The 25047-nt window shown below is 55.0% G+C and carries 20 protein-coding genes; 12 read left to right on the forward strand and 8 right to left on the reverse strand.

Translation table 11 applies throughout. The features are described from left to right. The 4 genes from ACMDB8_RS15705 (at position 1) to ACMDB8_RS15720 (ending at position 3975) form a co-directional block, all read left to right on the forward strand. A complete protein-coding gene (locus ACMDB8_RS15705; RefSeq protein WP_056727318.1) occupies positions 1-1716 on the forward strand; it encodes a hypothetical protein in 1716 nt (571 codons plus the stop codon). A gap of 1 nt (position 1717) precedes the next feature. After that, the gene (locus tag ACMDB8_RS15710; protein WP_223541789.1) at positions 1718-2440 is read left to right on the forward strand and encodes a DUF3726 domain-containing protein; all 723 of its coding nucleotides are present in this window, start codon (positions 1718-1720) and stop codon (positions 2438-2440) included. A gap of 29 nt (positions 2441-2469) precedes the next feature. Beyond that, positions 2470-2844 (forward strand): RidA family protein, encoded by a 375-nt coding sequence (locus tag ACMDB8_RS15715; RefSeq protein ID WP_056727322.1) that lies wholly within the window; start codon positions 2470-2472, stop codon positions 2842-2844. Between the two features lie 270 nt (positions 2845-3114). After that, entirely contained in the window at positions 3115-3975 is an 861-nt protein-coding gene (locus tag ACMDB8_RS15720) for a CAP domain-containing protein (protein ID WP_056727323.1), read from the forward strand. Positions 3976-4727: 752 nt separating this feature from the next. Here the strand turns inward: ACMDB8_RS15720 and ACMDB8_RS15725 are convergent. Together ACMDB8_RS15725 and ACMDB8_RS15730 are read right to left on the reverse strand one after the other, a co-directional pair. Continuing rightward, positions 4728-5360 (reverse strand): DUF5074 domain-containing protein, encoded by a 633-nt coding sequence (locus ACMDB8_RS15725; protein ID WP_056727325.1) that lies wholly within the window; start codon positions 5358-5360, stop codon positions 4728-4730. 35 nt (positions 5361-5395) lie between these two features. Next, a complete protein-coding gene (locus ACMDB8_RS15730) occupies positions 5396-6616 on the reverse strand; it encodes a helix-turn-helix domain-containing protein (protein WP_223541790.1) in 1221 nt (406 codons plus the stop codon). Positions 6617-6700: 84 nt separating this feature from the next. Between ACMDB8_RS15730 and ACMDB8_RS15735 the strand changes: the two genes are divergently transcribed. Beyond that, entirely contained in the window at positions 6701-7459 is a 759-nt protein-coding gene (locus ACMDB8_RS15735; protein WP_056727329.1) for a DUF899 domain-containing protein, read from the forward strand. A 62-nt stretch (positions 7460-7521) separates the two neighbouring features. Here the strand turns inward: ACMDB8_RS15735 and ACMDB8_RS15740 are convergent, their stop codons facing one another. From ACMDB8_RS15740 to ACMDB8_RS15760, 5 genes are all read right to left on the reverse strand, one after another. Next, positions 7522-8271 (reverse strand): amino acid ABC transporter ATP-binding protein, encoded by a 750-nt coding sequence (locus tag ACMDB8_RS15740; RefSeq protein WP_409078731.1) that lies wholly within the window; start codon positions 8269-8271, stop codon positions 7522-7524. Positions 8272-8285: 14 nt separating this feature from the next. Beyond that, positions 8286-8945 (reverse strand): amino acid ABC transporter permease, encoded by a 660-nt coding sequence (locus tag ACMDB8_RS15745; RefSeq protein ID WP_409078730.1) that lies wholly within the window; start codon positions 8943-8945, stop codon positions 8286-8288. A 10-nt stretch (positions 8946-8955) separates the two neighbouring features. Then, a complete protein-coding gene (locus tag ACMDB8_RS15750; protein ID WP_409078729.1) occupies positions 8956-9603 on the reverse strand; it encodes an amino acid ABC transporter permease in 648 nt (215 codons plus the stop codon). 63 nt (positions 9604-9666) lie between these two features. Then, entirely contained in the window at positions 9667-10455 is a 789-nt protein-coding gene (locus ACMDB8_RS15755; protein ID WP_409078728.1) for an ABC transporter substrate-binding protein, read from the reverse strand. A 171-nt stretch (positions 10456-10626) separates the two neighbouring features. Continuing rightward, the gene (locus tag ACMDB8_RS15760; protein WP_409078727.1) at positions 10627-13674 is read right to left on the reverse strand and encodes an aminotransferase class III-fold pyridoxal phosphate-dependent enzyme; all 3048 of its coding nucleotides are present in this window, start codon (positions 13672-13674) and stop codon (positions 10627-10629) included. A 139-nt stretch (positions 13675-13813) separates the two neighbouring features. Between ACMDB8_RS15760 and ACMDB8_RS15765 the strand changes: the two genes are divergently transcribed. The 3 genes from ACMDB8_RS15765 (at position 13814) to ACMDB8_RS15775 (ending at position 16901) form a co-directional block, all read left to right on the forward strand. Continuing rightward, a complete protein-coding gene (locus ACMDB8_RS15765) occupies positions 13814-14254 on the forward strand; it encodes an Lrp/AsnC family transcriptional regulator (protein WP_007975212.1) in 441 nt (146 codons plus the stop codon). A 480-nt stretch (positions 14255-14734) separates the two neighbouring features. Beyond that, entirely contained in the window at positions 14735-16456 is a 1722-nt protein-coding gene (locus ACMDB8_RS15770; RefSeq protein WP_409078726.1) for a hypothetical protein, read from the forward strand. Further along, the gene (locus tag ACMDB8_RS15775; protein ID WP_409078725.1) at positions 16440-16901 is read left to right on the forward strand and encodes a toxin-activating lysine-acyltransferase; all 462 of its coding nucleotides are present in this window, start codon (positions 16440-16442) and stop codon (positions 16899-16901) included. The genes ACMDB8_RS15770 and ACMDB8_RS15775 overlap by 17 nt, the downstream gene beginning before the upstream one ends. A gap of 1645 nt (positions 16902-18546) precedes the next feature. Here ACMDB8_RS15775 and ACMDB8_RS15780 read toward each other — a convergent pair. Next, positions 18547-18741 (reverse strand): LuxR C-terminal-related transcriptional regulator, encoded by a 195-nt coding sequence (locus tag ACMDB8_RS15780; protein WP_409078724.1) that lies wholly within the window; start codon positions 18739-18741, stop codon positions 18547-18549. Between the two features lie 264 nt (positions 18742-19005). Here ACMDB8_RS15780 and ACMDB8_RS15785 point away from each other — a divergent pair, with 264 nt between their 5' ends. The 4 genes from ACMDB8_RS15785 to ACMDB8_RS15800 all read left to right on the forward strand — a co-directional run bounded on the left by ACMDB8_RS15785 (position 19006) and on the right by ACMDB8_RS15800 (position 25029). Further along, a complete protein-coding gene (locus ACMDB8_RS15785; protein ID WP_409078797.1) occupies positions 19006-20262 on the forward strand; it encodes an HlyD family secretion protein in 1257 nt (418 codons plus the stop codon). Between the two features lie 10 nt (positions 20263-20272). Continuing rightward, complete coding sequence (locus tag ACMDB8_RS15790) at positions 20273-22426, forward strand: peptidase domain-containing ABC transporter (protein WP_409078723.1); 2154 nt, start codon at positions 20273-20275, stop codon at positions 22424-22426. Then, on the forward strand, positions 22426-23838 hold the full coding sequence (locus tag ACMDB8_RS15795; RefSeq protein ID WP_409078722.1) for a TolC family protein: 1413 nt from the start codon (positions 22426-22428) through the stop codon (positions 23836-23838). Before ACMDB8_RS15790 ends, ACMDB8_RS15795 begins: the two co-directional genes overlap by 1 nt. A gap of 78 nt (positions 23839-23916) precedes the next feature. After that, complete coding sequence (locus ACMDB8_RS15800; RefSeq protein ID WP_409078721.1) at positions 23917-25029, forward strand: SbmA/BacA-like family transporter; 1113 nt, start codon at positions 23917-23919, stop codon at positions 25027-25029. The last annotated feature ends 18 nt before the right edge of the window (positions 25030-25047 follow it).

Genomic DNA, 25047 nt, shown 5'->3' on the forward strand with positions numbered 1-25047 from the left:
ATGATGTCGCACACCGACACAGACACCTCTTCGGCCTTGCGGCCCACCGCCCGGGTCATGGACCTGGAGCGACTGGGCAGCCACTTTCAAAGCCGCTTGAGTTTCGTGCGCAGCAGCATGCGGCGGATGATGAACGAGCAGTGGCGCATCCAGCGCACCTGCTTCGACCTGGATGCCGAGGGCTTCGGTACGGCGATCTACCGCATCGACACCGCCAGTGCCCACTATCACTGCGTGATTTTCTCCACGTACCTGCCGCCGGAGAAGCGCAGCGACCGGGTCATCGCCGATCAGTGGGATGTCAGTTTTGTCCTGCTCGCCGGCGATGTCGATGAGCAGCAACTGGCTGACCTGCGACGCAATGTGCCGTTGCAGGAAGCCGGGCGTTTTGATTCGCGAGTGCTGGTGCTGTCGCGGGCCAACCGCAGCCTGCGCAACTTCGAACGCTTCCTCGAAGCGCTGGCCGAAGGTTGTCAGCCAGACCCGCGGCAACTGGCCGAGGTCGGCTACCTGTATCGCACCACCGCGGTGTACGGCAACGGCAAGTTCGGCATCGCCGACTTCAGTTGCCTGCAAGGCACTGCGGACTTCACACAACCCTTCAGCGCCCAGATGTTCACCGTGTATCTGTTGCGGCATTTCAGCATCGAGCAGATCGAACACATGGCCCGGGCGCGCAATCCACAGCGGGCGGTGGGCCTGGACCCTGCCCTGCAGCGTTACCTTGGGGTCGGCAATTCCACGGGGCTGGGCATGGCGCCGTTCCTGATCAATCACCCGCAACTGGTCAACCAATGGCTGTGGGCCAGGGAAACCGCACTGGCGCAGGTTGTGGCGCAAGCGGCTGACTTGCCTCATGCCCAGCGCTTTCAGGCGTTGCTGCTACGGGCCCGCCGGCACTTGCAGCAAACCAGCACCGAGGACCAACGGCAAAGCGGCATCGACCAGCAGACGCTGGCCGATCTCGAGCAATTGGCCGAGTGGTTCGCGGGCCAGTCGGTCAACGCGGGGTTGTGGTCACGCCTGCAAGCCTGGGCCGAGGTGAACGTCGGCACCGGTTGCCAGGAACTGCTGGTCAGCCTGCTGCTGGAGTTGTACCCCGAACAGGTCGATCCGCTGGCCGAGCAGATGTCGGTCAACGAGGGGTTTCGCCTGAACGCCGAGATGCCACTGGATGAGCTGTGCGATCTCATCGAGACCAAGTACCGCTGGGCGCTCGACTACGACTTGAGCGACGCCGAGGCCAACCACTTTTTCTGGTATCGCTCGGCGGAAAAGGAAGAACCACGCCTGGGCGAGCGGGCCATGGAGCCAGGCGCCGAGAAGGAAATGCAGTTGGGGATCGCGCACAACATTCAACGTTGTCATCGCGCCCTGCTGGCCTACCGCGAGCAACACCCACGGCAATTGACCGCGCACTTTCTGCTGGCGCTACCGCAGTTCAAAGGCACGGTCTGCCGCCTGCAAGGCATGGCTCGCTGCGCCTTCGGGGAAATCCGCGCCAACCTGATGGACCGCGGCATGCTGCCGATCCACTTGCTGCGCTGCAAGCTGGCGTTCTTCGGCGCCGGCAAGTTCGACCCCAAGTCCAGCCGCTGGGTGCGCATCACCTTGTTTCAGGGGGCACCGCTGGTCAGCGAGATCGGCCAGCCGTTCCCCGACGACTGGAATTTTGCCGTCATGCCTGAACTGACCAACGCTGCCGGAGCACTCTGAAATGCGTGTATCGCTCAATGAAATCCAGGTGATCTGCCGCAAGGCCTTCGAAGGCATCGGCTTTGCACCCGGTGATTGCGACGACGCCGCCGAAATGATTGCCAGGCTGCAACAGCAAGGCCTCGACGGTATCGGCGCGCTGAAAAAAGCGTTGGACTTCCTTCACGATGAAGTCGATCGCCCCATCGAAACCTGCTACGAAGACGCCACGCAACTGACCCTCGACGCCCATGGCCAGAGCGTATTGCGCTGCGCCGCCCAGGCAATCGAACTGGGGGTGAGCAAGGCCTTGCGCCGCGGCAGTGCGCTGATCCGCGTCCGCCATTGCCACAACCGCATCCTGCTGCTGGGCTACCTGGCGCGCTGTGCCGGAGAAGGCCTGAATTTTTGTGTGTACTGGCGCGATGCCCGGCAGGAGCTGGTGGCCACCTTCAGCGCCGGGAACACACACCCGGCCTTGCGGGTATATGACCTGCCGCAACCGGCGCAGGGCGACGAGCAAAGCATCAACGTGCTGATTTCCAGACACTTCGCGCTGCTGCCACGCCTGAGTGCCGAAGACGCGGCCCCGACGCTTGAATTCAGTCAGCCGGCAGCCGCGGGCGGGCTGCAGGTCAATGATGAAGTCTGGGCCCAGTTGAAAAAGCTGGGTGAACGGGTGCTGGTGGAAAGCACCGAAGAATCCCGTCGCCGTGGAGCCGGTGAAGGCAGCGACGCCCGGTAAGCCCCTCAAACCCGTATCAGGAATCATCAATGAAACAGGCGATCAAGACCGACCTCTTTGCCTCGCGCGCGCCATTGGAATGGGCTGTTGTCGGCAACGGCACGCTGTACACCGCGCAAATCCCCATCGACCGCCAGGGCCAGGTGGTGAGCGGCGGCATCGAAGCACAAACCCGGCAGACCCTGGACAACCTGCGCCATACCCTGCAAGCCGCCGGCAGCTCGCTGGACGCGGTCACCCAGGTACTGATCTACGTCACTGACCGCAGCTACCTGGCAACCGTGAATGCGCTCTACACCGAGTACTTCCAGGCGCCCTACCCTAACCGCGCCGCCATGGTCGTGGCGGGCCTGGCCCGGGAAGAAATGCTCGTGGAGCTGGTGGTGTACGCCTGCATGGATTGATCGATTCAGGTCCGCTTGCGGGTCACTGATGTACACAAAACCTGTGGGAGCGAGGTTGCTCGCGATGGCGGTAGATCAGTCAACATCTCTGTTGCCTGAAAGGCCATCTTCGCGAGCAAGCCCGCTCCCACAAAAGTCCTACCCTTCGTCGGACATTCGGTTCCGGCTACAAACAGGTTCGCTCGCGCCGTGAACCTTGTCTCCAGACCCCGGTCATACCCGAGCGTTTTTCCTCTCCTATCGTCGTCATCTCATCCGAGTTGTCCGTCCATGCGCCAAACCGCCGTTGCCTTGCGCTTTTCTTCGCTGTGCCTGTTTTCCCTGCTCCCCGTTTATGCAAGCCCCGCCCATGCCGATGGGCAACGGCAACTGGTAGACGCCATCAACGACTATCGCGCCCATCCGCAACGCTGCGACCGGCGGCCGACGCAACGCTTATCACCCCTGACGCTCAAGTCGAACCTGGCCCTGCCTGTTGGCTATGGCGGTGGGCTGCGGGACCGGTTAAAGGCTTCCGGCTATCAGGCCACCATGGTGCGGTCGATTCGCGTGGTGGGTGCACGGGATGCCGAAGAAGCCTTCGATCTGTTCCAGGACGAGCACTGCGCCGCACTGCTCGACAACCAATACGCCGACATCGGCGTCAGCCGCGCCGGGAGTGAATGGCAAGTGGTGCTGGCACGGCCGGTGCTCGATGGGAAAACCGGCGACCCACGCAGCGCCGCACAGGCGTTGCTGGCGCAGGTCAACGCCGCCCGGGCCAGGCCGCGCATGTGCGGTCGCCAGCGGTTTGGCGCCGCGCGGCCGCTGTCCTGGAGTGCCGCCTTGGGTTCCGCAGCACAAAACCACAGCAAGGATATGGCCTACGGCAACTATTTCGCCCACCAGGCCCCCGACGGAGACATGCCCTATGACCGTGCCAAGGCCGCCGGCTACCGTGGCCGGCAGATCGGTGAAAACATCGCCGCCGGGCAAGGCTCACCCAGCAAGGCCATGGCCGGCTGGCTCGCCAGCCCCGGGCACTGCGCCAACCTGATGAACCCGATGTTCACCCAGGTCGGTGCCGCCTACGCCGCCAACGCCCGCAGCGACAACGGTGTCTACTGGACGATGCTGTTTGGCGCGCCTTGAGCCGCCGGCCGGACCCACCTCGCGGGCATTAAAAAGCCCGCACTGAGCGGGCTTTGTGGGTGGATGTAACAAGTAGGTGGCCGGTGCTGGTCTCCGGCTTACAAGGTTTATCAGGCCTCCCACAAAAGAGTCGTGAAACTGTAATGGAACTCTTCTGCTTCACACGGCATAAGGGCTGGATCCCAGCGCGGGGATCTTTCTAACCGTGTACCCTTCGGAACGCGCCCCACGTCTCCTTGCTATCCTTTTGCGCATCAGTCTGCGTCTTCACCTACAGGTTTGAGGATAGCAAAACAGGAGCGTTTTCCAACCGGGCTTTTAGACCGATTTCGACCAGCAGAAAACATGGCAGGACGGAAAAATACTATCAGTGCGCAGATGACTGTAATAGATGAATTTCGCCAGGGCAGCTGCCTTTGTGTGAGCCAGCTTGCTCGCGATGTGGCCAGCACATTCAACATTGATTTCGACTGCTCGCAAATTTTGCGTACACCCGCTAACCCTGTGGGAGCGAGCTTGCTCGCGATAGCGTCAAATCAGTCAACATTGATGTTGCCTGACACTCTCCCACAGTGATTTCGACTGCTCGCAGATTTTGCGTACACCCGCTAATCCTGTGGGAGCGAGCTTGCTCGCGATAGCGTCAAATCAGTCAACATTGATGTTGCCTGACACTCCGCATTCGCGAGCAGGGCGGATCGCCGCACCGTCGCTCCCACAAAGGTTGTACCTGTTGACCTGGCCGCTGCGCCTCACGAAGGCCGACGCACCACCCTCACCTTGCCGCTATCGCCACCACCGCAGAACAACCGCTCGCCACCATCGGACTCAAGCCCCGACACGCCCACGCCTTCGGGCATTGTCAGGCTCTGCAGCACTTCGCCCGATTGCGGATCGATGCGGCGCAATTCGCTCTCATCGCCTTCCCACGTACCGTGCCACAGCGCACCGTCCACCCAGGTCACGCCGGTGACGAAACGGTTGGATTCGATGGTGCGCAAGATCTTGCCGGTCTCGGGGTCGATCTGGTGGATCTTGCGTTCACGGTACTGGCCCACCCACAACGTCCCTTCGGCCCAGGTCAGCCCCGAATCGGTGCCTGCGCCGGGGGCAGGAATGGTTGAGAGGATACGACCGTTGCGGGGGTCGATCTTGTGGATGCGGTCTTCGGCGATCTGGAACAGGTGCTCCCCGTCAAACGCGGTGCCGGCATGGGCAGCGACATTGATCGAACCCAGCACCTTGCCGCTTTCCGGGTCCAGGGCGTTGATTTTGCTGTTGCAGGCGAACCAGACCTTTTCGCCGTCCCAGGTGACGCCGCACACGTGGTCGACATCGGCAAACGGGCCATATTCGCGAATGATTTCAGCAGTTGCTTGTTTCATCTGGCATTCCTCGACGGGGGTTGGTGGCGTTCATCCTAACCACCGGGCAGCGGCGCCGGGAGTAACAAGGTCGTCGCGAATCCCGGCACGGGCGGCGTCATCCAGCGCCGTGCGCGACCACGGCCAAACCACTGCACCTTGCCCTGCTCCGCCAGTGTATCGAGCGCCCGTTGCACCGTGCGCTGACTGGTACCCAGCGCCAGTGCCAGGGCGGAACTCGACCACGACTCGCCATCGGCGAGGCAGGCAAATACCGCGGCAAATTTTTCCTCGACCGGTTGCGCCAGTGTCACCACCTGCGTACACACCGGCGATTGCAGGGCATAACCGCGGGCCGTCGCGATGACACCGGCCAACGGCTTGAGCGCTTTACGCAACCTGCCGATTTCCACGCGAAGCCGGGCACGATGGGATTCATCCGAGAGCTTCAGGCGAAACGCCCGGGCGATCAGCACTTCCCGCGCAACGTCGCCGGGCCACGCCTCGGCCAACGCACGGGCGAGCACAAACAAAATCGGCCGCGTCGCGAGCGATACCGACATGCCACAACCGCGCACAACGTACCGGCAGGCATCCACCACCAGTGACGTTGAACAAAACAACGCTTCAACATCATCGAGCAACAGCGGCCGTACTTCACCCTGGGCAATCAGGCGTGCCGCGGGGGCATCGAGCAGATGCGCAGCGTGTTGGACCTCAGCGATCAGCGCGGCAATCCCGGCTTGACCGGCAGCCTGCCCGGCCCTGTTCAACGCCCCCCGCGCCACGTGCGATTGCAGGCGCCGAATGGCTATGCCCGCCAGCACCAGTTCATGGGTTGCCCGCAAGGCCGGCGGCAATCGGCCGGGATCGAGTCCGGTCAATAACTGCTGCGCCTCGTCGAGTTGCCCGATCAACAGCAAACGGCGAATTTGCAGGTAGCGCGCATGGGCGGCATTGACCCGGTCACCGTGGTGTTCAAGGGTGACCCGCGCCGTTTCGAGCGCCTTGACCGGCCACCCGAGCTCCCGCGAAGCCAGGGCGATTTCGGCCTCGGCCACCACACAGCGCGCCCGGGCCAGCACTTCCTTGGGCGCAAATGCCCGTTGCGCACGCTTGACCAGTGACCTGGCCCGCACCAGATCGCCCAGTTGCGCCATGGCGATACCGCGCAGGGCAAGCGCCGGCGCATCGTCACGCAAGGCCACGCGGTCCAGTGCGCCCAGCGGATTGCCCGCTGCCAGCGCCTGTGCGGCGGCCGTAATCATCGAGTCCATGGAAATCCCGCCACGCTTGTCACTCCCATCATTTGACACCCGGGTTTAGTCTAAATCACGACCTTTCACCAGGAGCGTAGAACGATGAACACCCACACAACCGCGTCCCGGGACCAATGGCTGACGGCTCGCCTGCAACTGCTCGAAGCGGAAAAGGCCCTGACCCGACGCAGCGATGAAGTGGCCAGGCAACGCCAGGCATTGCCCTGGGTTCGCCTCGACAAGACGTACCGCTTCGATACCGACAACGGCAGCGCCACCCTGGCCGAACTCTTTCAAGGGCGCTCGCAGCTGCTGGTCTACCACTTCATGTTCGGCCCCGACTACACGGCAGGCTGCCCGTCCTGCTCAGCCATCGCCGATGGCTTCGAGCCCGTCGTCGTCCACCTGGCGAACCACGACGTGACCCTGCTGGCGATATCCCGCGCACCGTTGGCGAAACTGCAGGCCTACAAGCGCCGAATGGGCTGGACCTTCCCCTGGGCCTCGGCCGCCGACAGCGACTTCACCGCCGACTTCAATGTCTACTTCACCGAAGCGCAGCAGCGCGAAGGCTTGGTCGAATACAACTACCAGCGCGGCGGCCATGCCATGGACGCCAGTGAAATACCGGAACCGGTGAAACAGTTCGCCGCAACCTGTGGCACCGATGCGCCCACCTATACCCGCGACCGGCCGGGGCTGAGTACGTTCGTGCTGGAAGACGGCGCGATCTATCACACCTACTCCACCTACGCGCGGGGTCTGGACGGATTGTGGAGCATGTACCAATGGCTCGACCGCGCGCCCAAGGGCCGCAATGAGACGGGGCCCTGGTGGCGTCGGCATGATGAGTACCGGTGAGCGGCAGCGCCGGTTTGGTCTGCGAGACTACGCTTTGCCAGATCACGCAAGGAAAGCGCCACTTATCTATCGTGCAGATGCTTTTTCAAGAATGACCGGGTTCGCTCGTGGACGGGGTTCTGCAGGATCTCCTGCGGCGCTCCTTCTTCTACGACAACCCCGCCATCCATAAAGACAATCCGGTCTGCCACTTCGCCTGCAAAGCGCATTTCATGAGTGACGATCAACATCGTCATGTGCTCCGCAGCGAGTTGCTTCATGACCAGGTTGACCTCTTCGACAAGCTCGGGGTCCAGTGCCGATGTAGCTTCATCGAACAGCATAACCTTTGGCTGCATCGCCAGTGCCCTTGCTATGGCAACGCGCTGCTTCTGTCCACCCGACAGGCGAGAAGGATACTCATCGAACTTGTTGGCCAATCCAACTTTTGACAAGTATTCCATCGCCAATTCACGAGATGCTTTTTTTGTAAGCCCCTTAAGTTTTATCGGGCCGAGAGCGATGTTTTCATATACGTTCAAGTGCGGAAACAGATTGAAGTGCTGAAATACCATGCCCATCTGCTGACGCACAGCGTTTATGTGTTGTTCAAACGCTCGACCTTTCAATGGCCGATTGATCTGCTCACCCTCCAACCAGATCTCGCCATCATCAAGTGCTTCCAGGTGATTGATTGACCGCAGAAGCGTGCTTTTGCCAGAGCCACTTGGGCCGATAATTGCGACGATTTGCCCGCGAGATACGGAAAGATCGATTCCCTTGAGTACTTCGAGTGCTCCGTAAGCCTTGCGAGCGTTCTTCACCTCAACCATGAATTCTTTTCTTATCATCGTGACATCTCTACCTTTTTTTCGAGAAGATGCAGACCGGTTTCGAGAATAAGATTGGCTGCATAATAAACAAGCGCAACAGTCAGATAAAACTCAAACGGGCTATAGGTCTCGCTCACGGCAAGTTGCGCGCTGTATACCAACTCGGCAATACCGATTATGGAAACCAGAGAGGTGTCCTTCAACAGGACAATCAGGTTGTTTCCCAGCGGCGCAATAGTCCTGCGCAACGCCTGCGGCACGATGATGTAACGCTGGGTCTGTCCACGGCTGAGGCCAATGGAGCGGGCACCTTCGACCTGCCCCGGGTCTACCGACACCACGCCGGCACGAATGACGTCGGCGTTGTAGACGGCAAAGTGCAAACTAAGACCAATGATGCCAGCCACCAGTGCGGGAATATCGATGCCCACTTGCACAAGACCATAATAAATCACATACAACTGCAGAAGCAGTGGCGTGCCCATCAGCAACCAGGTCATAAAACGCACGGGCAGCGCCAGGACTCTGGGCGCATAAAGAACAATGAGTGCAAAGGCAATCCCCGCCATCAAACTCAACAGGCTGGAACTTACAAACATCACGACCGTCCACCAAAGACCGGTCGCAAGCAACTCGGAATAAGGTGTAACTATACTAAGGTCCAGGCTTTGCATAGGAATGCTCTCACCTTGCCGCGAAGCGATTATCGAGATAGTCAATAATGAATCTGACCGAGTAGACCATCACGATGTAAAGCAGTGCAGACACCATGAAGATCTCGAAAGGCTTGTACGTTGAACTGATAAAGCGTTGCGCTGTATATGAAAGCTCAACAACAGAGATCGTCGACACCAGCGCAGAACCTTTGATAAGAGCGACAGCGTTCACTCCCAGCGGCCTGATCATCAACTTTGCAGCTTGTGGCAGCGTGATAAACCATAAGGTCTGGCCACGCCCGAAACCAATCGAACGTGCCGCTTCTTCCTGGCCAGGATCAACGTTGCCGATAGCGCCACGAATGGATTCGGCCATGTAGGCAGCGATGTTCAGGCCCAGGCCGATTACGCCTGCCGCAAACGGCTCCAGTTCAAGTCCGATCTGCGGCCCGCCAAAGTAGATGATGAACAGTTGAACCAGGCAGGGAGTGCCACGAAAAACGCTGATGTAGAGTCTGGCAAGGCATCGAAAGGCGAGAACCGTGGACAACCGGCCAGCCACCAGCACGATTGCGACCAGAAACCCAAGCACAAGAGCAAGTACAGAAATCTGCACCGTAATCCAGGCCGCCTCCAGGAAAAACGGGAATGTGCGTTGTATGAGAGTCAGATCCATGAGCACGCTCGGAAAAGTCGGATTGACTGGCCCGACGACCCGTCGAGCCATGCTGAACAGCAATCAGCGGATATCGTTGCCAATCCACTTCATCGAGATCTTTTCGTAGGTGCCGTCGGCGAGCATGTCTTCCAGCGCCTTCTGCAGGGTCGCCTTGAGCTCGGGGTTGTTCTTGCGCAGGGCAATGCCCATGCCTTCGATGCCGCCATCGCTATCCGGTGGAGTAATGATGCGCACCTTCTGCCCGGTTTCCTTGATGGCGACCAGCACCGGAACACTGTCCATCACTATCGCATCGATACGCCCGGCCTCCAGGTCGACCAGCATTTCCGGAAGACCCTTGTACGTTCTGACCTTCAGATTGCCGCGGGCCCTGGCCCATTTATCGTGAGCATCGCCGAGGGTCACGCCGACACTCACATCCTTGAGATCATCGAGGCTTTTGATCGAAGAATCTTCCTTCACTACGATCGTGCGGCCGGCATGGTAATAGGGCCCGACGAAATCCACTGCCTTCTGCCGTTCCGGGGTAATGGTCATGGAAGCGATAATGGCGTCATATTTTTTCGCCAGAAGACCGGCAATGATCCCGTCGAACGGCGTGGTGATGATCTTCACTTTTACCCCCATCCGCTCAGCCAGTGCCTCGCTGATGGAAGCGTCGAATCCGACAATCTGGTTCTGCTCGTTGGCAAAGCTGAAGGGCGAGTATTGACCGCTCATTGCGATACGGATTTCCTTGGAATCCTGGATCGACTTCAAATCATCAGCATGAACAACCGCAGTGGAAAGTAGCGCTGCGGCCGCCACGGTAGAAGCGACAATCAAACCCTTGAGCTTTTTGGTTAGCATTGGATGGCACCTTGGAAGAATTGTTTATTATTTTCTTGGGGTTATTCACCCGGCCTTCATGAAAAGTCTTGCATAGGCACTTCTGGAAAGCACCCGGCAAGGTGTCAGCCTGCCTGACACATTGCCGGAGTTGGCCGACACTATGCCGGGCAGTCATATTGTCCAGCCAGGTCAGCGGAGTGCGGCCTTGAAACTTTCGTCCAGGACCTCGAGCAGAAAGTCAGCATTTGCCTGACTGAAAATCATCGATGGGCGCATCTTCAGGACATTGTCATGGGGGCCTTCAGTACCGATCAAAATGCCCCGTTCCCTGGCACCATCGGCTACTTGTTTGGCCAACTGCGTGGCCGGAACTTTGGTCTTGCGGTCCGTGACAAGTTCTATCCCGAGAAAAAGACCCTGCCCACGCACATCGCCTATTGCCTCGTAGCGCTGCTGCAATTTACGGAAGCCGTCGAGCAGATAGTTGCCAATGGTCAGTGCGTTGAGTTTCAAGTTATCGCGCTCGATCACATCGAGTACCGAGAGCCCTACAGCACATGAAACCGGGCTGCCGGCGAAGGTATTGAAGTACTCCATGCCGTTGTTGAAACTGTCGGCAACTTCCCGCGTGGTCACCACCGCCGACATCGGATGGCCGTTGCCAATGGGCTTGCCCATGGATACTGCATCGGGCACCACACCCTGGGTTTCAAAAGCCCACCAGTGGCTGCCAACACGACCAAAGCCGACCTGGACTTCGTCAGCCAGGCAAAGACCGCCTTCTGCTCGGACCATCGCATAGACTTCTTTCAAGTAGTTTTCCGGGAAGAACAGTTGCCCGGCGACACTTGGAATGGACTCCGCCAGGAAGAACGCCGGCGCTCTGCCCTGCTTGCGCATGAGCTCGATCTGATCCGCCACGCTCTCGGCGTAACGCTTGCCAAGTTCCTCTAACGCCCACTGATCCACACCACGGTAGGCATCCGGGACGACCGCCTCGAACACATGATCTGCGCGCCCTTTACCGGCTTTACGCTTGTATTTGTAAGGGCTGAGGTCAATCAGTTCCTGTGTCGTGCCGTGGTAAGCCCAATCCAGCACAATTGCATCGTTACGCCCTGTGTGATTGCGCGCCATACGCAGCATGAGGCTGTTTGCTTCACTTCCCGAACAACCGAAGGAAGCGACCGCCAGGCCTTCAGGCAAAGTGGCGGTGAGCCGCTCTGCATACTCGACGATATTGTCGTGCAGGTAGCGCGTGTTGGTGTTCAGGCGTGCAGACTGCCGCGAAATCGCCTGCACTACATCTGGATGGGAGTGGCCGAGATGGCACACGTTATTGAAGCAGTCCAGATACGCCCTGCCAAAGTTGTCGATCAACCAGACCCCGTCACCGCGAACGAACTTGATCGGGTCCGAATAGGAGATCGACAGGTTTGGCAGCAACAACGCCTTACGCTTGGCCACAATCTCTGCCTTGGTGCGCCCGTCCTGGCTGTAGGTTTCCGCAGGAATCCCCGCGAGAGTCGATGCATCGGGAAAAATGTCGGCCCATACCTCAAGATAAGCCCGTTCACCGACGCCGATGAACTCACCCGCTTTCAATCCGGTGTCAGTGGACATCTGAAAATGCACATGGGGAATCCACCCACCATTTTCCGTGTCCTCCCCCATGTATCCGACAAGCGCGCCAGCCTCCAGGCAGTCACCAGGCTTGAGGCGAGCGAGAGCCTCATGAGCCATGTGCCCCCACAATGTCAGGAATGGCGGGCAACCTTCCGGCGAGTGTTTGAGCATGATCAGACCACCATAGCCAAGCGGCTCATGCTCGATCTCGACGCTCTGCACCACACCGGCAACAGGCGTATAGAGAGGCGTTCCTGCGGGCATGATCAAGTCGACACCGACGTGAATGATCCGACGCTGCCCTTCAATGAATCGCGACTCAAACGCCGTGTCGGTGTAGATGGTCCTTTCCTCACCCCATGGCCCGATACCGAGCGGCACCTTGTGTTCGGCAGAAAAATCATTCCACCACTTCGTTGCCTCTGCTGGACGCTGCTCGGCTGAAGCAATAGTCATCACATGGGAAGCATCTCCGAACGGGGCAATGACCTTGTTCATGGTTGCAGCAGATGGACGCACGATATCGGCGAAGGACTTGCTGTTTTCGGCAACCCAGCGGCGAACCGCACCCGCGCCTTCGATCGCGTCAAAACCACAGGCTTTGCGCAGGATCGCCGTCGCCAGTCGAGGGTTCATGCGATCCAGCCTTTCCAGAAGACGCCAGGCCGGCGCTTCGCTGATGCCAAGGTAGGGATTGTCTTGCGTTCGGTCGGATCGCGATGCCGACAAGGTGACGCTCGTGACCAGGCGCATCGCAATGAGATTGAAGAGGACGTCAAGCTCTTCCGGCTGCAGAGGGTACTTGTCATGGAAACCGGCCGTGAGGGCGGCGGCCGCGCCGATTGGATCTTCCATGTCGAGAATGGAATAGGCGCAGGTGATGGCTACTTCGGCAATCAGAATCGTATGGACCGCATCGCCAAAATCGATGATGCCCGAGACTATCTGGTGATTGTGCGAGTCGACGAGAATGTTCCAGTCATTGCCGTCATTGTGAATGACTTGTGCACGCAGGCGCGAAAGCCTCGGTTGGACGTTTTGTTCGAAGCTTTCAATGAAGCGTTCCAGAATCGCTCTTCTGCCAGGATCTTTCACAAAATGCAGGCGTGATCGCGAACGTGCGGCGTGACGCAAATCCCAGTCGAGATCCCGCACCGCGCCCGGATGAATGAAGCCCTGAAGCGCACGGTCGATCTCACCGAACGACTGGCCAAGGCTGCGCATCAATTCGAAGGTACGCCTGACCTCGGCCAACGGCGTTCCGTGCAACCAGCTCACCAGGCGCACCGCATGGCTTTCGCCCGAGGGCGCTAGCGCAGTGGCGAGGTATTCACCGGCGAGGCTTTTCTTGAGAAAAGGCACGGTAAGCTCGGGATTGTGAGTGGCGAGATGACTGAGAATGGACGTCTGAAACTCGCTTTCAACGCGCGGCTCGGTCGAGTTGACGACCTTCAGAATCCATCCCGCATCGGTTCCGGTGTTCAACCGGTAGTTGCGGTCGCGCTCGCCATCCAGAGGCGTGGCCGTACCAATAACGTTGAAAAGCTGCTCACTGAGTTTTTCGGCATCCCCGGTCGAGAACTGGGGGGCAGGATGGGAGAGATTTGTCATGGTAATTGTTTTCCAAGCCATTTTTTTCAGATAGCTTGGCACGCAACGCCCGGGACGGCAGTAGGTATACGGTCGGCTTGCGCCTGCATATTGCCGGAATCGACCGGCACAATTTCGGCAGCAAAATTAGGGAGTTCTGATGCGCGACCTGGACACGAAAGATCGCGAAATACTCGAAATTCTTTCCAAGGAAGCCCGCATTGCCCTGAAGGCTCTGGCAGCGAGAATCGGGCTTTCAAGAAGCGCGACCAGCGAACGGGTCATCAACCTTGAACGCAATGGCGTGATCAGAGGCTACCGCGCTGATATCGGTGAAATCGACGCCAACGTGATTCGCGCAATCCTGCTGGTCTGCCTCAAGCGCACGCCTGCAATGGGCCTGCTCGACCTGCTTGCGCAAAACTCGCAGGTCAGACGCGTGTCCTCGGTCAGTGGCCAACTCGACCTGGTCATCGAGATCGAATCGCGAACCATCGATGACCTGAATCGGGTCAGAGATGCCGTCGCCAGTCACGATTACGTTGAAGACATCACCACCGCCGTCGTGCTGCGGCGCGATATCGATCGGCAGAGTTCCTGATTTGCCTGGGGGAGAAGACTGAGACCAACTCCCCTCCCGCCCAGACCCTTCACGGAATCCCGGGATGTAGGAGCAGCCGGTCGACGCTCGATTGCTGGCGATCGACTCAAGTGTGCCGCGTTTATCCAGTTCACACGCGTTCTCGTTAACGACCATCGCTGGCAAGCTGATCTGTGTCACAACCAAAAACTACTACCGGCAAGGTTTTCTGAGGCACGATCAGCGGTTTGTTGAGTTTGCCCAATGCGAATTCAATACAGGCAACGCAGTGTTTGCGCCCTCCCACCGCGGAAAGTTTAATCAGAGCGCTTTCTGTAGGAATTTTCTCTCTTAAAAAAAAGAAAAATTACGTAGTGCATAGGACGAAGCTGACTTAACAAACAATCTGCACTAGTTCAAATTACTTCGCATAGCGTTTGGTCTGTATAGGCGAACTCACATTCACTTTCCATCAAAACTATAAATGGAAGCACTTACGCAATGAATGGAAAACAACTATCTGACTTGCGTGAAATTTTTATAAGTTTCGAAACACAGAAACTTGATAAATGCAGAGTCGTTTATATAAATGAAGTGCTCGCCAATGGAAAAAGCCCCAACGACATTCTCAGCGAATATAGCTTTATTGTCAGGCCTGAACCGGCAGTCCCCCGCAACGAATCAGTCGTCAAAACATTTATGGCCGAGCGCTATGGGGGCGATGGCATACTCAGCAATGGAGGTGGTGGCCGATGCGGCTTCGATGGCGTTTGGCAACTAAAGGGGCTGGGCCCCAATCAATTAGTTGGCAATGAGGTCGATCCGAGACATGGAGATGGCAACCTGAGCCTGGAAACTGCCATCTATGAGTCCATCTGGTCTGAAATAATTCAGGCAGTGCTGCCCTTCGGAGCCATCCGAACGATTGCGATTCTGGACACTGGGTCCAAGTTCGATTTTGGTGGGGTGATGACGCCTCGCGGGTTACTGGTCCGTCAACCCGTCGTGCGTCCTGCCCATTTCATAAGGGCCACCTACTTCAGGCAAAAACAACTCAACACGTTGGGCGAAGATGCACAGCGAGTGAAAGCAGTCATTGGAAAACTGGTTGAGTTCCTGCCAGGCGCTAGTGCCCCAGCATCTAGCAGTCTGGTTGAACGCTTGCAGTTCGGCCTGCTTGAACTGGCAGGTCGATATGCAGAACAATTCGCCGCAGCACGGGCCAAACACATTATCCATTACAATGTGAGTGCATCGAACCTTTCACTTGATGGGGCTTGGCTGGACCTGAGCGAAACTCGCCTCTTCACTAATTTTATCAATGGTGATCGAACGGACGTTGACCGTTTCAATACAGAATACTTGCCTTCAATCCAAAGCTTACAGAGCCTGTGTTACTACTTGAGAAAATATGCTGTCATTAGTTTTGAGCAATCCTTGCACCTCTCTGAAACGACAACTGCACACTTCATACGGACATACAACACTCAGTTGAGACTGTATCGGGCCACACAGACGGGATTTCCGCTCTGGCTAGTGCGGCAGCTGGCACACACTGCCGAGTTTGCTGCCTTTTCCAGTTGCTTGGAAAAAATATTGGAGTTTGATGATTTTACAGTCAGCGCCCTCACGCTTGGAGAGGACTGGGATGGTTTTGAACGCTGGACGGCGCGCCTATATTCCACTCTGCTCTCCAACAAGACTTCACCGGCGTCGTCCATCAACTTGGCATGGCCAAACATCGGCGTAGCAAGGACCGGTCAATTGCTTTCAAGCTACAGCCAGTTTTTCGATCTCGCTGCCCAAGCTGCCAACGAACAACACATTGATTTGCATAATTTCACTTGCTGTTTGGCAATCAATGTTACCCGACTGAACCGCAGCCATCACGCATTGCACAATCTTGAGGAAAACATTGGACGCATCAGTGGCGATGTACAAACAAATAGAGCGTCGGTATATCAAAAACTGATGAGCGAGGCTGTATTAGCTGCGAGGCTTAACCTTGCTAACGAACATGCATCACGCATCCCATTTTGGTTAAGCCAGGCACTCTCCATCTGGTTTGATCCTAAATCCGGGTTATTTACACTTCTGGACACAGTTAATCGCATCCTGTCGACAACTGCACTTATTGAACTTGGTAAACAAGAGATTGAAGTCAGAAGAGCACTGTGTTTCTACCATGGAATCTGGAGCAGCCTGAATGAAAAAGAGATTTGAACTATTTACCATATGCCGAGACACTCACCTCAAAAACAAAGCAGCAGCACTGGGTTATGCAAGCATGATCATGTTCAGATGCCGGCGCTCTTCTAACTTTCACATGCGCACTCTGAATTTTTGGCTAACACCTGCGATCGACCATCAGCAAATAATATTTCTATTCGATCGAACATCAGCACCCATAGGGTTTGTAATCTGGGCACACCTGGCGCCGGATACCGAGGAACGTCTTTTGACGGATCCGAGCTTTTTGCTTCATGCCTCCGAGTGGAATGAAGGCGGACGAACATGGATTATTGATTTTTGTCTCCCCTGTGGCGGAGTCATGGAGTCTATAAAAGAAATTAAATCTATTTTTCGCGAGTCCTACATTGATAAAGTATTTTGGGTTCGCAGAGATGACGATTATTCAGTAAAAAAAATAGGACGCTATTCTCTCTAGATTACTTATATCAAAAACTCAACTTAAAAAAACTCAAGCATTGAGCATCTCTGTGAAAATGCGCGAGCGTAACCGTTCGATCCCACTAACTGTTGGAGAAATCAAAATGCGTGAAATTACGTTGGAAGAAGCCGAAATTGTTGGCGGCGCTGTCGGCCCTCCAGGTGCCGCAATAGGAGGTTTGGCGGGTGCTGCGGGATATATTGGCAGTCGCCTTGGCGGGGGCACGTTCGAAACAAAAGGATTCCTAGGTTCTGTAGGGGCGGGGGCATTGGCCGGGGCAATTTCTGGACCGGTAGGCATAGGCAGAGCTTTGATTGGTGGCTTCGGCGGCGGCGTCATAACAGGAAACGCGGACCGACTAGGTGCCTAGAATGTAAGGTATCACGCACAGCGTAACGGCTTGGCTCTAGTACAATACTTATTAGTAGGTATTGTACTATTGAAACTAAAGTTCAATACCACTTCGGACGTATTCTGGACACAGGTGATATCATGCTAATAATTATTTCTCTCGCAATGGCTTTATTCATGGGGCTCGCAGCAAAGGGTTGCGCATTACTTATGAATGCAAAATTCGGCGCCAACATTCGAAGCGAATACTTCCACCTATTCATCAATACATTTATAATTTGCATTACAATTTACTTCGCTCCAAAATTGACGATTTGTCTAGGATATCAGCTTTGACAACTAACCCCTAATGCACAACAAGACAGCTAACACAGTGAATTGGGCGGCCATAGCAAGAGAAGGGAATTTACAAGACTGAACGAGATGTCGCTAACGCTTGGAAACTAGATGCTTTCTAGGTAGCCTTCAGGAGTCACTTCCCCTCAGACGCCAGCTAGCCCTAGTTAAATAATTCATGACTCTACTGAACGTTGATTTAATATGCAATACCTATTAACAGGTTGCATATCAAGATAGATACTCAACTTTATTTAGGATAAAGTGTTTTGGACACATATGATATCACGCTAATAATTCTTTCGCTCGGACTTGCATTACTCCTGAGTCTCACTGCAAAGGGATGCGCATTGCTTATAAATACAAAACTCAACCGAAATATTCAAAGCGGAGATTTACACGCCTTCGTCGTACCGGTTATCATTTTTATAGTAATTTACTTAATTCCAAAATTGATGGTTTTCCTCGACATTCATCAACCATGAGAGTTTGATTCTGATGTACAACAAGATAGCAAACGAATCACTAGCACTTTGTCAATATCGTGTTTTCGAGATAACTCCATAACCCTTCATCATAGGTATGTTGTTACCCACACTAAAATAATAATGGTGAGCAGATATACTTACCAAGTCGGAATTTAAAAATGCGCCAACAGCGCTTTATCACACCACTTCTTCTGCCGATTGAATTTCACTCTATTGCAATGGTGAATACCTCTTGCTTTCGGCTTGAATCGATAGTAACAACTACGGAACCTTATAGTTGACAGATCTACCTTAGGCCTGAGCCACAGATAGCCTTCTAAAACTACCCATCAAGATGCGACCGATGCAAACATCGAATAAACCTACCGTAGTCATAGCAGCAACCGAAATACCACCCTGCACCTGCAGTGCTGACTACGAACTCAATAACACTCAAACGTAAAAGGAGTGATTCCTGAGAGTCAAAACTATTTTTGCTTTTCCATTTCGATGACTATTACCGTCAACTCAACACGACTAGTTACATTAAGTTTTTTAAACGTTGAAGAAATAGGATCCCTGGCGATGTAATTGCTGCAGCCCAGTTGCTGGCCGATTTGCTTACTAGTCAGACCTTTTATCAACAAGCGCATCACACCACGTTCTCTTTTTGCTATTTTCATTTGTTACTCCGAGCGAACTCTTACAGATCGCCTCTTGCAATTACAAGACTCAAGAATAGACACAGCGCCCCTACAGTCATTTTTAAGCTAAACAGTTACGACCGAAAAGAAAAGAAAAGAAAAATTAAAATTCACCGTGATTTTGTAACTATTTGCGAAACGATTGGTTATTCAAATATAGGTTGATCAAGCCGATAGGGAGCGGCTTGTCCAGCTTAACTCCTAACAAAAATTAAGGATGAATGTGTGACACTAAAGACCCCACTGTTTCGACTCGAAGCGCTGGCCTCACAACAAGCTAACTGGCTCGGTGAAATCGTGCTTGTCAGACCCGTTTCCTTCACGGTACTTACGTTGATAGCCACATTGTTTGCCGCTATGGTCGTGACTTTTTTTCTCTACGGCAGCTATACCAAACGCAGCACTGTGGCAGGTCAGCTAGTGCCCATCTCCGGACAGCTGAAAATACACTCGCCACAATATGGCTTGGTGCTCGAACGTTTTGTCGATGAAGGGCAGTTAGTCAAGCAAGGCGCTCGATTGTTTCGCCTATCCAGTGAGCGCTTCGCAGGAGATTTCGGGCCAGTACAGGCAGAAGTAAGCGATCAACTCGCGCAACAACGTCGTTCCTTAAACGAAGAGTTGAAGAAACAAACACAACTTCAAGTCGAGGAACGTCAAAGCCTGCAAAGCAAACTGCAAAGTTTGCGACAGGAACTGCTGACACTGGCACAGCAAAGGGCCAGCCAGAAAAAGCTTGTAGATCTGGCAACCAATGCGGCCGGTCGATATCAAGGACTGATGGATAAAGGTTACATATCCATGGATCAGCTTCAGCAACGCCAGGCTGAACTTTTGGGCCAACGCCAAACCCTTCAGAGGTTGACTCGCGAAGCTACAGCATTGACACAGCAGTTGGTCGAGCGTCGGCATGAATTTTCAGGACTCTCGGCACTGCACGAAAATCAGCTGGCCAGTATCCGGCGGTCATTGTCCAGCATCCAGCAGGCGTTTATCGAGAGCGAAGCCAAGCGCACGCTGATCTTGTCGGCCCCCCAAGACGGCATGGCAACTTCCATTCTTGTTGAGCCGGGACAAACCGTGGATAGCTCACAACCATTAATGAGCATAGTGCCAGCAGATTCCCGCCTGCAAGTAGAGCTTTATGCACCAAGCAAAGCCATCGGGTTCATCCATGTAGACGACCCTGTAATGGTCCGTTACCACACTTATCCGTATCAAAAATTCGGCCAACACCGCGGCAATGTGACATCTATCTCCAAAACTACCCTCTCAGCGACCGAACTGGCGAGCGTAACCGGAACTGTGCCGAGGCTGGGCCTGGACGGCGAACAGTTCTACCGCATTCGCGTTGATATCGAGGCGCAGTCAGTACTGGCCTACGGCAAGCCGAGGCCGCTACAAGCCGGCATGTTGGTTGAGGCAGACATCCTGCAGGAGACCCGCCACCTCTATGAGTGGGTACTTGAGCCGCTCTACAGCCTGACGGGCAAACTCTAGGAACGAATACATGAACTATCTAGATGCGATCACGCTAAGCATAGGCCGACGGCTGCCCCTGATTCTACAAACAGAAGCGACAGAATGCGGTCTGGCCTGTTTGGCGATGATTGCGGGCTACCATGGTCATCACACGACGCTGATGGAACTGCGTCGCCAGTTCAGCGTGTCACTCAAGGGGGTGACGCTCAAACAACTGACACAGACAGCCGATCAACTGAAGTTCGGCACTCGGGCGATGCGGGTTGAACTGGACGACCTCAGCAAGCTCACGTTGCCTTGTGTACTGCATTGGAACTTCAACCATTTCGTTGTTCTTAAGGTCGCAGACGGCCAGTGCCTTACCTTGCATGACCCGGCCCATGGTATCCGCCAGTTGAGCCTGGCCGAGGCTAGCAAGTCGTTTACCGGTGTCGCCCTTGAGGTGTGGCCTGACAGTGACTTTGAAAAGCAGGAAGCCAAGCCACAGATCAAATTGATGAGCATGCTGGGACGGGTGAGCGGTCTTTATCGCGCCCTTTCGCAGGTTCTACTACTAGCCCTGGCCCTGGAAGTGTTCTCGCTTGTCAGTCCGTTCTTGCTGCAGTGGACGCTCGACAATGTACTGGTCACTCAAGACCGTGATTTGCTGACGACGTTGATCATCGGCTTTGGGCTATTACTTTTGATGCAGCAACTGGTGAGTGCTACACGGGCTTGGGTGATGATGCACATGAGCACCCTGCTGAGCGTGCAATGGCGGGCGAACGTTTACAGTCACCTGCTCCGGCTGCCGATCCAGTACTTTGAAAAGCGCCACCTAGGCGATATCGTCTCGCGGTTCGGTGCTATCGGCGAGATACAGGGGACACTGACAGCCGCCTTCTTTTCTGCGCTTCTGGATGGTCTGATGACCATCGCGACACTCGCCCTCATGATTACCTACAGCCCGTTGCTCGCAGTCATTGCGGTAATTGCGATGACTTCGTACACATTGGTTCGCTGGGCTTGGTATCGCCCTTTGTGTCGGGCAAACGAGGAACAAATCATTCATGCTGCCCGGCAGGAAAGCCACTTTCTTGAGACCGTGCGCGGCATGCGCACAATAAAGTTGTTCCAACGCCAGAGCGAGCGACGCTCCACTTGGCTCGGATTGCTCGTAGAACAGATCAACGCAGGGTTACGAACCCAGAAGCTGCAACTGGTCTACACCCAGTTCAACGGCTTGATATTCGGACTGGAGAATCTACTGGCGCTTGGACTCGGTGCGGCCATGGTGATGAACAACCAATTCAGTGTCGGTGTGCTGATGGCGTTTATTGCTTACAAATCCCAATTCGTAAGCCGCGTGGCCAATCTGATCGATCATTTATTTGAACTGCACATGCTCCGTTTGCAGGGCGAACGCCTGGCTGACATCGTCCTGCATCCACCAGAAGACAACCGCGGCACGCAGAATTCCGCAACTTGGCCTTCGTGCCATGTAGATATTGATTTCACAGGGGTGAAGTACCGCTATTCCGATCAGGAACCATTCGTGCTGGATGACATCAACTTGCACATTGCGCAGGGGGAGTCTGTGGCAATCACCGGTGCTTCGGGCAGCGGAAAGAGTACGCTGATCAAACTGCTGCTGGGTATTTGCAAGCCTACTCATGGCCAGATACGAATCGCCGGCAATGAACTTCACCACCTCGGAGCGGAGAACTTTCGCAGCAAGATCGGCACGGTGATGCAGGATGATTGTCTGTTTGCCGGTTCACTGGCAGACAACATCGCATTCTTCGAGCCGAGCCCTGATCTGGACTGGGCCATGGAATGTGCGCGCAAGGCATCAATTCATGCTGACATTATGTCCATGCCAATGGGCTACAACACCCTGGTTGGTGACATGGGAACGGTTCTGTCTGGCGGGCAGAAGCAGCGTGTGCTGCTAGCCAGGGTGCTCTACAAGAAACCAGACATTCTGATTCTTGACGAGGCAACCAGTCATCTGGATGTGAAATGCGAGCAGCAGGTAAATGACGCTGTTCGTGCACTTGAGGTGACGCGCATCATTGTCGCCCATCGTTCGGAGACGATCGCCTCGGCAGATCGCGTGGTGATACTGGAAGCTGGCCGGATTGTCCTGGACCAGCCAACCCCGTCCACCATGTTCCAGACCACTGGCGCTGTCACACTGTGATGAAAGCAGCTTTCATCTACTCCCTTCTGGCCAGTCTTTGCGCCTGGTTCCAATCGGCCATGGCAATGGATGTATTTGCGACCGAGCGTGATGTCTCTCGCACTGCGAACAAGGACATCAACAACTCGACCTGGTCGTGTGAAGTCGGTCCTGTACCAGCGCTGCTGACACTGGAGGAAATGATAGAGCGGGTGCTTTGTCACGATCCACAGACGCGACAGGCCTGGGCCAGCGCCAAGGCCCAGGCTGCCTTGGTCGGTGTTAAACAATCGGCATATCTCCCAAGGCTCAACGGCAGCTCTAGCGTCACCAGTGGACGTAACGACACCGCGTATGAACAACGTGGGGAGTACTCCAGGCATGGTCATCAGCGTCAACTCGATAATCGCCTGACCTTGAGTTGGGTACTGTTTGACTTCGGTCGCCGCGAATCGGCACTGCGTAATGCACGTCATCTTCTAGTTGCAGCAAACGCCAATCAGGATAGCCAGTTGCAAGAGGCTTTCGTCCTGGCAGCCCAGTTGTACTATGACACCCTCGCCGCACAACGTAGCCAGGTTGCCGCCACCCAAGTGGCAATATTGGCAGCCGAAAACCTGAAAGCTGCAAGCGCCAAGTATGAAGCGGGCGCCGCAGCGCTCTCCGACCGCCTGCAGGCGCAAACAGCCTACTCCCAGGCGAGGCTGAACGAAGTTCGCGGCAATGGCGCCTTGCGCAGCGCAAAAGGCCTGATCGCGATGCGTATGGGGTTACCTCCGCAAACACCACTGGAGTTGGCGGGGAGCCTGAGTCGACGTCCGGATACCCATTTCGTCAAAACCGTCGATGAACTGCTTGAACAGGCACGCCAGGGTCATCCCTCACTTATTGCCGCAAAGGCCAAACTGGATGCAGCAAAGGCTGCTATCGACGAACGCAAAGCCTCTGGCCGCCCTACCCTGTCGTTTATCGCTAACATCTCCGATGTACAGACAAACCAATCAATCGCGCTCAATGGCGATAGCCACCTACGTGAAAATAGCGTTGGATTGCAATTGAACATTCCCTTGTTCGAAGGTTTCGAGCGCACCTATCAGGTACGGGGAGCTCAAGCAAAATTTGAGACCAGCAAAGCAGAACTTTCGGATGTTGAACAGCGTATATCGATGGAACTATGGGTCAATTACCAAACATTAAACATCGAAACGCGCTCGTTGGAAAAAACTGCTGAATGGGTGGAGCAGTCAAGTCAGGCGCTGCAAGTTGTGCAAGGGCGTTATCGTTCAGGAGTCGGTAACATGATCGAGCTTCTGAACGCATTAACCGCCTATGCAACGGCAGAACAACAACACATTAATACGTTGAACAGTTGGCAACTATCCCGCCTCAAACTTGCAGCAAGCCTCGGACGCCTGGGCTTCTGGGCGCTCTAATCGAGCGCTACAAAACAACAAGCAACAGCACACCACAACAAGCAATATACAAATATCACATATGACCAAGGTGCTCAGATGGTTTGCAACCCTACAAAAAAAGACGATATTATCCTCAGCAAAAACTCGTTCCTAAAAAACACATATACGATGCTTTCATTGTATTGGAAAAGTGAGGAAAAAATTTTTGCCTGGGGCGTACTTATTGCCTTGCTAATTCTCTCGCTGCTTGCCGTCGTGACCGCCTTGGCCATCAACGAGTGGTACAAACATTTCTACAATGCCATTCAAGAACTTGACGCCCATAAATTTTACAGCCTAGTGGTGGTATTCCTCGCTATCATCTCGTTCTCGGTGGTGCGGTCAGTGCTGATTACCTACCTGGTGGATGTGTTTGCGCTCAAATGGCGAAAGTGGCTGACTAACCACTACCTCTCCGCCTGGATAGTCAAGTCGACCAGGCCCGACCAGATTGAACAGTGTGTCGACAACCCGGATCAACGCATCGCCGAGGACATCAACAAGTTCACTTTTGAAACCATAGACCTGGCCTGCGGCCTAATTTATACCTTGTCCAGCGTAGTATCCTTCAGTGTGGTACTGATTGGCATCTCGGGCGACGCGTCGCTCTGGGGAATTACCGTCCCTGCTTATATGTTCTGGGCTGCCATCCTTTATGCATTGCTGGGTACGTACATCAGCCAGAAAATCGGCTTTAAGTTGGTCTCCCTGAGTAACAATCAACAACGATCAGAGGCCGATCTTCGGTACTTTCTTATCCGCTTCCGCGACGGTTCCAAGATGCACTCAACCGGCACTGGTCGTAACTGCGAGAAAGAAAGTATCAGCGAAAAGCTTGATGTAAGTCTGGCCAATATGCGCCGTACGATTCGAGTAAAAATGCGACTATCGTTGTTCACCGAAAGTTACAGTCAACTCTCCCTTATCTTTAGTAGCTTGTTGGCTGTACCTCGTTTCTTTGCAGGCAGCATCATGTTCGGTGACGTCATGCAGATCAATTCGGCCTTTGGAAATCTTTGTGAAAACTTGAGTTGGTTCATCAATGCCTATCATCGCCTTGCGGATTGGAAGGCTACAACCGATCGACTGATCTCATTTGATGGTGCGCTGGCACGGTCGTCTAAAATTAATGAATGTGCTGCCGAGCATCGAACTGCCTTTACAGACTAATACAAACCTCATCCGCAC

This window comes from Pseudomonas monachiensis (genome assembly GCF_047345015.1).
GTDB lineage: Bacteria > Pseudomonadota > Gammaproteobacteria > Pseudomonadales > Pseudomonadaceae > Aquipseudomonas > Aquipseudomonas monachiensis.